Source organism: Noviherbaspirillum autotrophicum (assembly GCF_000818395.1).
Lineage (GTDB): Bacteria > Pseudomonadota > Gammaproteobacteria > Burkholderiales > Burkholderiaceae_D > Noviherbaspirillum > Noviherbaspirillum autotrophicum.
The window spans coordinates 4,473,518-4,479,655 of record NZ_JWJG01000028.1 but is presented as its reverse complement, the minus strand read 5'-3'; the positions used below and the strand labels follow the sequence as shown (position 1 = coordinate 4,479,655).

General features: G+C 58.6%; 8 protein-coding genes. 2 read left to right on the top strand and 6 right to left on the bottom strand.

The genetic code is table 11. From position 1 onward, the window contains the following. The 3 genes from TSA66_RS26420 to TSA66_RS22045 all read right to left on the bottom strand — a co-directional run. A partial coding sequence (locus TSA66_RS26420; protein WP_332309955.1) for an acyl-CoA dehydrogenase family protein occupies positions 1-196 on the bottom strand: 196 nt, incomplete at its 3' end. Beyond that, a complete protein-coding gene (locus TSA66_RS22050; protein WP_052452519.1) occupies positions 193-753 on the bottom strand; it encodes a flavin reductase family protein in 561 nt (186 codons plus the stop codon). The genes TSA66_RS22050 and TSA66_RS26420, both read right to left, overlap by 4 nt. Positions 754-847: 94 nt before the next feature. Then, a complete protein-coding gene (locus TSA66_RS22045; protein WP_040041541.1) occupies positions 848-1,615 on the bottom strand; it encodes a helix-turn-helix domain-containing protein in 768 nt (255 codons plus the stop codon). A gap of 227 nt (positions 1,616-1,842) precedes the next feature. On the opposite strand from TSA66_RS22045, the gene msrA reads away from it, so the two are divergent. Both msrA and TSA66_RS22035 read left to right on the top strand, forming a co-directional pair. Further along, positions 1,843-2,379, top strand: a complete 537-nt coding sequence (gene msrA, locus TSA66_RS22040) for a peptide-methionine (S)-S-oxide reductase MsrA (RefSeq protein ID WP_040041540.1) — start codon at positions 1,843-1,845, stop codon at positions 2,377-2,379. Between the two features lie 9 nt (positions 2,380-2,388). Continuing rightward, positions 2,389-2,793, top strand: coding sequence for an HIT family protein (locus TSA66_RS22035; RefSeq protein ID WP_040041539.1), 405 nt, complete (start codon positions 2,389-2,391; stop codon positions 2,791-2,793). Positions 2,794-2,832: 39 nt separating this feature from the next. Here the strand turns inward: TSA66_RS22035 and TSA66_RS22030 are convergent, their stop codons facing one another. From TSA66_RS22030 to TSA66_RS22020, 3 genes are all read right to left on the bottom strand, one after another. Continuing rightward, entirely contained in the window at positions 2,833-4,038 is a 1,206-nt protein-coding gene (locus TSA66_RS22030) for an SAM-dependent methyltransferase (protein WP_040041538.1), read from the bottom strand. Positions 4,039-4,146: 108 nt separating this feature from the next. Next, positions 4,147-4,785: a pyridoxamine 5'-phosphate oxidase gene (pdxH, locus tag TSA66_RS22025; protein ID WP_040041537.1), complete on the bottom strand. Its 639-nt coding sequence runs from the start codon at positions 4,783-4,785 to the stop codon at positions 4,147-4,149. A gap of 197 nt (positions 4,786-4,982) precedes the next feature. Then, on the bottom strand, positions 4,983-6,134 hold the full coding sequence (locus TSA66_RS22020) for an MFS transporter (protein WP_332309954.1): 1,152 nt from the start codon (positions 6,132-6,134) through the stop codon (positions 4,983-4,985). Between the last annotated feature and the right edge of the window lie 4 nt (positions 6,135-6,138).

Below are 6,138 nucleotides of genomic sequence, written 5' to 3'. Positions count from 1 at the left end.
CGAGCTCGCCCATCTCGCGGAAGATGGCGGGATCGGTGCTCTCGTGACGGAAGGCTTCCAGCACGCGCGGGGCCAGCTTGTCCTGGCAGTAGGCGTTGGCCGCGTCGCGCACCATGCGTTCATCGTTGGTCAGCTGCTGGTCCAGCAGCAGCGGGTCGTCCCAGTGAAAACGTGCTTTGGAGGGTGGCGAAGTCATCGTGGGTCCTTGGGTTTATGTTGAGGAGGATTTTTTTCGTGGCGCCGATGCAAGGGCTGGGTCGATGCAAACTCTCCGCCATGGAATACCAATGCCGGTTTTGGCGTGACGTCGCAGCGCTCCACCTCGCCGACGAAAATCACGTGATCACCTTCGGGATAACGGCTGCGGTTATGGCATTCGAACCAGGCGGATACGCCCTTCAGGATCGGTAGGCCGGTATGCGAGAGTTCGAAATCGACGCCTTCGAAGCGGTTCTCGATGCGCATGGCGAAACGCTCTGCGAGGGCGACTTGGTCGCCGGCGAGGATGTTGATGACGTAATGCGAGTTGCCGGTAAATACCGGAAGGCTGTTTGCTGTCTGCGCCAGGCTCCACAATACCAGCGGCGGGTCGAGCGAGACGGAATTGAAGGAGCTTGCAGTCAGTCCCAGGAAGGTGCCGTCAGGCAGGCGCGTGGTGATGATGGTGACGCCGGTGGCAAATTGCGACAACGCCTGGCGGAAGTGGCGCGAGTCGAATTCGGGCGGCACCGCGCCGGAAGGCCGTTTTGACATCTGATTTCCATGAAATTTTGGTCATTATGCCAAAAAGACGTTGTCACTGTGGGAGCCGGCCGGACGAGCTGCAATGCGCATTCTGGCACGCGGCCTATTTGGGGCGCACCAGCTTGGGAGTGGCCTGCCGGGGCCGCAGCAATTCCTTGAATCCCTTTGGCATCCATGGACGTGCCGCCAGCATGAAACTGATCGAATAGCGGTCGTCATAGGGCAGCTTCGCATCTTCCTGATGCTGCTGCGAGAATTCGCGCGCAACTTGCTTGAGGCGATCGAGCAGGGCCGCAATCGATCGCTTCGATAGCATGACGTTAACAAGACGCATCACCTCATGATCGCCGTCGAATTTCGATTCAAGGTAATCGCTGTAGGCTTGCTCGCGGAAATGGTTCTGGATCGGGCCGTTCGGAATCCAGCGGAAGGTACGCGACACCAGCAGTTTCACCCGGTTGTTTGGCATCAGTTCGATAAAGCCGATTTTATCCAGGCGTATCAGATACTTCACCACTTCCGCATCGGTGACCTGGTAGGTCTGCACGATCTGGTCCACGGTGAGGTGGTTCAGGACGGAGACGGCGATCAGGAACAGCTTGGTATCACCGATGATTTCCTTTTCCTGTGCGAAGCTCAGCTCGGAAATCAGCCGCGACTCGTCGTGCGCAATCAGCGCGATGTCGCGGAAATCGATCTCGGTCGCTTTCAGTATTTCATCCAGTCGTTGCAGTGTGAAATTCTTTTGCGAGAACATACGCTTGACGCTTGCCTCCGACATGCCGATCCGCGCGGCCAAGTCGGCATAGGTGATACCACGCGCTTTCAGTTCGCGCTTGAGGGAGTCGACGAGGGTGGTTGCATGCAGCATGGGGTCATCTCTACTTGCTGGAAAACATGCAAAAATGATACACGAGTGCAGGGGCGTTGCTGTTGTACCTGAACATTCGGTCACTTTCCTACCGGCGGAGGAATCACTGCGCATTTTCTTGCCCTGGAGAGCGCGGGGTGCGCCGGATTATCGATATGTCGGGAATCCGATAGGCAGTTTCATGCGTTTGCGCTAAAGTCATAGAAAGGGAACAAAGGGAGTGGATCATGGCGACTGAAACAGCGACACTGGGCGGCGGATGCTTCTGGTGTCTGGAAGCCGTCTACCAGGAATTGAAGGGCGTACAGCACGTGGAATCCGGGTACGCCGGCGGGCACGTTCCGAATCCAACCTATGAACAGGTATGCGAGGGATCGACCGGCCATGCAGAAGTGGTGCGGGTGAGTTTCGATCCGGAGATCGTCAGTTACCGCGAGCTACTCGAAATCTTTTTCACCATCCACGATCCCACGACACCTAACCGGCAGGGCAACGATGTTGGTACTCAATACCGCTCGGTGATCTTTTATCACACGCCCGCACAACAGGAGACCGCCAGGCAGGTCATCGCCGCAATGGCCAATGTCTGGGATGCTCCCATCGTGACCGAGCTCAGTCCTGCGCAGGAATACTACAAGGCCGAGGATTACCACCAGAACTATTTCCGCCAGCATCCGCTGCAAGGATATTGCGCTTTTGTGGTGGCGCCGAAGGTGGCCAAATTCCGCAAGGTCTTCGCCGACAAGCTCAATGCGCCGGAATAAAGGATTGCAATGACAACCGTCTTCACGAAAATCATCCAGGGCGAGATCCCATGCGCGAAGGTATACGAGGATGACCTGGTCTTCGCCTTCATGGACGCCGGGCAGGTCAATCCGGGGCATGTGCTGGTCGTCACGAAAACGCCCTACGAAACGCTGATGGATGCCGATGAAGAGTCGGCGGCAGCGATGATGCGCGCTGCAAACAGGATCGCAAAGGCGGTTCAGCGGGCATTCGAACCCGAGGGGATCACCATCCTGCAAGCCAACAAGCCGGCCGGGTGGCAAACGGTGCCGCACCTGCACCTGCATGTGCTGCCCCGCTACAGCAACGACGGCGTCGACCTGACGTGGCCCCGCAAGGAGCCTGGCATGGACAAATTGCGGGAGTACGCGGCGAAGATCGAGCTGACGTAGCGCTGTATAGCGCCTGTTGTAAAGCCTGTCACAGCGCGCTCATGCGTCGTACATGTACCGCCGCGACCATGGCAAGGACGATACGTCGCGTCCGGCCTTGGTGCACAAGATCTGATAGAGCGAGATCCAGTCCTGCATGAACGCATAGGCACAGCCGGCAAGGTAGACGCGCCAGATCCGGAAGCGCTTTGCATCCACCAGCGGCTTGATCCGCTCTGCATTCGTTTCGAAATTATCGGCCCAGGCGCTGCAGGTTTTTGCATAGTGGCGCCGTAGATTTTCCACATCCAGCGCTTCCAGCCCGCCTTCCTGCATAGTGCGCAGCACCGTGCCGATATGATGCAGCTCGCCCTGGGGGAATACATATTTTGCGATGAACTCGCCGCCGCCGTACGCGGTTTCGCCGTCGCGGGGATCGGTGGTCGTAATGCCGTGGTTCATTGCCACGCCATCATCTGCCAGCAATTCGCGCATTCGCGAGAAGTAGAGCGGCAGGTTCCTGGCACCGACATGCTCGAACATGCCGACGCTGGTAATGCGGTCATAGGTTCCGCCCGCGTCGCGATAATCTTCCAGCCGGATATCGACACGGTCCGACAGGCCGGCGCGTGCAACGCGTTCCCTGGCTAGGTCACACTGATTTTGCGACAGCGTAATGCCGACGCATCTGGCACCGTATTTTTCGGCGGCACGGATGACCAGCGCTCCCCAGCCGCAACCGATGTCGAGCAGGGTCTGGCCGGGCTGCAGCCGTATTTTGGTCAGGATGTGGTCGATCTTCTTGAGCTGCGCCGTGTCGAGGTCTTCGTCACCATGCTCGAAATAAGCGCATGAATACACCATGTTCTTATCCAGCCACATGCTGTAAAACTCGTTCGACACGTCATAGTGGTAGCGAATCGCTTCCTCGTCGATCTTCCTGGTGTGATGGAAGGAGCGGGCGATGCGCGCGAACTTGCCTTCCTGCTTCAGTGTGTATCTGGCGAGGGCGTTGCCAACGGAGATGATTTCATTGACGCGTCCCTCGACTTCGATCTTGCCTTCGACATAGGCTTGGCCGAGGTTGAAGAGGGAGGGCGTAAGCAGGTAAGTGAGCGCCGAGGCGTGCGGCACCCTGACAGTGACATGGGGCGTGTGTTGGCCGAAATCGAGCTGCTGCCCGTTCCATAATTCGAGCCGCAGCGGCAGCGCGGCGCGGCCGCGTATGTTGTCTACCCAACTTCCAAGCTTTTTTTCCCAGAACATGCCATGTCCTCCGTCGAGCCGTTGGATCCGCCAGTGAATCCGTGCGCGCCGGATAACGCGCCGGAATCGGGTAATGCCATGTCGGTCGGCTGCGGGGAATAGCGTGCTTTACGGTTGCAGCCTTTGCCGTTTCCAGCTGCCGTCTGCCTGCAAGACATATGCAATACGATCATGCAGGCGCGACGGACGACCTTGCCAGAATTCGATGTAATCCGGCGTCAGCCGGTAACCGCCCCAGTGCGCGGGACGAACCGGATGGTCACCATATTGTTGTTCCACTTCCGCGACCCGTGCTTCCAGCTCTGCCCGGCTTGCAACCGGACGGCTTTGCGACGAAGCGATGGCGCCGAGACGGCTTTTCAACGGGCGGCTCTGGAAGTAGGCATCATTCTCGGCATCGGAGATGCGTTCGACCCGGCCTTCGATGCGTACTTGTCTCTCCAGTTCGATCCAGTAAAACAGCAGAGCCGCGTACGGGTTTTGCGCTAACTCATGGCCTTTGCGGCTCTCGTAGTTCGTAAACCACGTGACTCCACGCTGATCAACATCCTTGATCAGCAGAATGCGCGAAGACGGACGATTGTTGGCGCCGACCGTCGATACGGTCATGGCATTTGCTTCCGGCACTTTCGCCAGGAGCGCTTCGCCCAGCCATTTGGAAAACTGATCGATCGGATTGTGCAGTACCTCGTCTTCAGACAAGCTGGCACGGCTGTATTCTTTACGTAAATCGGCTATCGACGACATCTGGATTCCTGTATCTGTAAGTGCACGGCAAATCGGTGTTGCAGTAAACAGTATTATCACCGATATGCCAAATTGCAATTGGCGCAATATTCTTCGCGTCGCGAGATGCTGCTGCGGAAGGCTAAAAATACTGCACCGCCTCTTTTGCGTGCCTTGTCTTGAATCAATTTTTTCGGGATCGGCCGCGCGTGTTGCGGCTACCTGCGAAACGCCTTGTGCCATGCGGACGGCACGCCAGCGCCAATCATCGCGCTCATCGCCCAGAATACCGCCGGTAACCCCAACGCCGCCCCGGCGCCGCCGAACGCAAGCGGCAGAACGACCTGACACGCATTGCCGATGGTGATGCGTACACCAACGGCCTCCGCCCCTCGCCCCGACGGGGCTGCATGATGCAGCAGCGCTAGCATGTTCGGCTGGCTCGACCCGACCGCAGCGCCCAGCATGGCGGCGACCCCCATCATCGCCGCCGGCTGCCGCATCAGCGGGAATAGCGCATAGCACGCCACGGCCAGCATTAGCGCCACCGTTAGGACATGCCACTCGCTATAGCGGCGCGCAATCCACGGCATGCCCAAGCGCACCACGAACGTCGCTGCGGAGAAGCAGCCGAGAATCAATCCGATCGTCGATGCGGAAAATCCGAGATGCGAGCCGTGAATCGGCAGCACGAAGGTAAACAAGTCCCAAGCCGAGGCAAGCAGGGTGCCGACGACATAAATGCGCCGCAACTCCTTGTCGCGCAGCAGTTGCATCGCGCTGCCGGAGTCCGCTCGCTGTTCATGTGCGGCAGGATGGAACCGGCAAAGCCTTCCATAAGCGGTTAGCGCCAATGCGCTGAGCGCGATCATGCAAAAGGTCAGATAGGCAATGTTGAAGTGTGCATGGTCGATCATGAGTCCGGCAATGACCGGGCCGCAGAAGCCGGAAATCGAAAAACCGAGCGCGAGCCAGCTGAAGTTGGATGCGCGCTGCTCCGACGCGCTGACGGCGCCTACCGTATGTTGCGCCGCGACCTGCACCACCATGAAGCCGGTGCCGATCAGGATCGTGGCGAAATACAGCACCGGCAAGCCGCCGATCAGGCTTGGCATTGCACATCCGACAGCAATCGCGGCGCAGCCCGCCAGCATCGGACGTACGATGCCGATGCGATCGATGACGCGTCCCACGGAAACCGCCAACAGCATGGGGAACAAGGCGAACAGCGCAATGAGCGTGCCGATGGTGAATTCGGATGCATGCAGCGACAGCGCATACAGCGAGGTCGTGATGCGTGCGCCGGCCAAGGCGCTGTGCGCCAGGAGTGATACGAAGATTAACTGCAGCAGTGGCGCGGAAGGGAACACGGAA

Coding starts and splice junctions, on each gene's coding strand:
- TSA66_RS22035 (WP_040041539.1), top strand. CDS start 2,389: ATGACAACCGTCTTCACGAAAATCATCCAGGGCGAGATCCCATGCGCG.
- TSA66_RS22030 (WP_040041538.1), bottom strand. CDS start 4,038: ATGTTCTGGGAAAAAAAGCTTGGAAGTTGGGTAGACAACATACGCGGC.
- TSA66_RS22050 (WP_052452519.1), bottom strand. CDS start 753: ATGTCAAAACGGCCTTCCGGCGCGGTGCCGCCCGAATTCGACTCGCGC.
- TSA66_RS22045 (WP_040041541.1), bottom strand. CDS start 1,615: ATGCTGCATGCAACCACCCTCGTCGACTCCCTCAAGCGCGAACTGAAA.
- msrA (WP_040041540.1), top strand. CDS start 1,843: ATGGCGACTGAAACAGCGACACTGGGCGGCGGATGCTTCTGGTGTCTG.
- pdxH (WP_040041537.1), bottom strand. CDS start 4,785: ATGTCGTCGATAGCCGATTTACGTAAAGAATACAGCCGTGCCAGCTTG.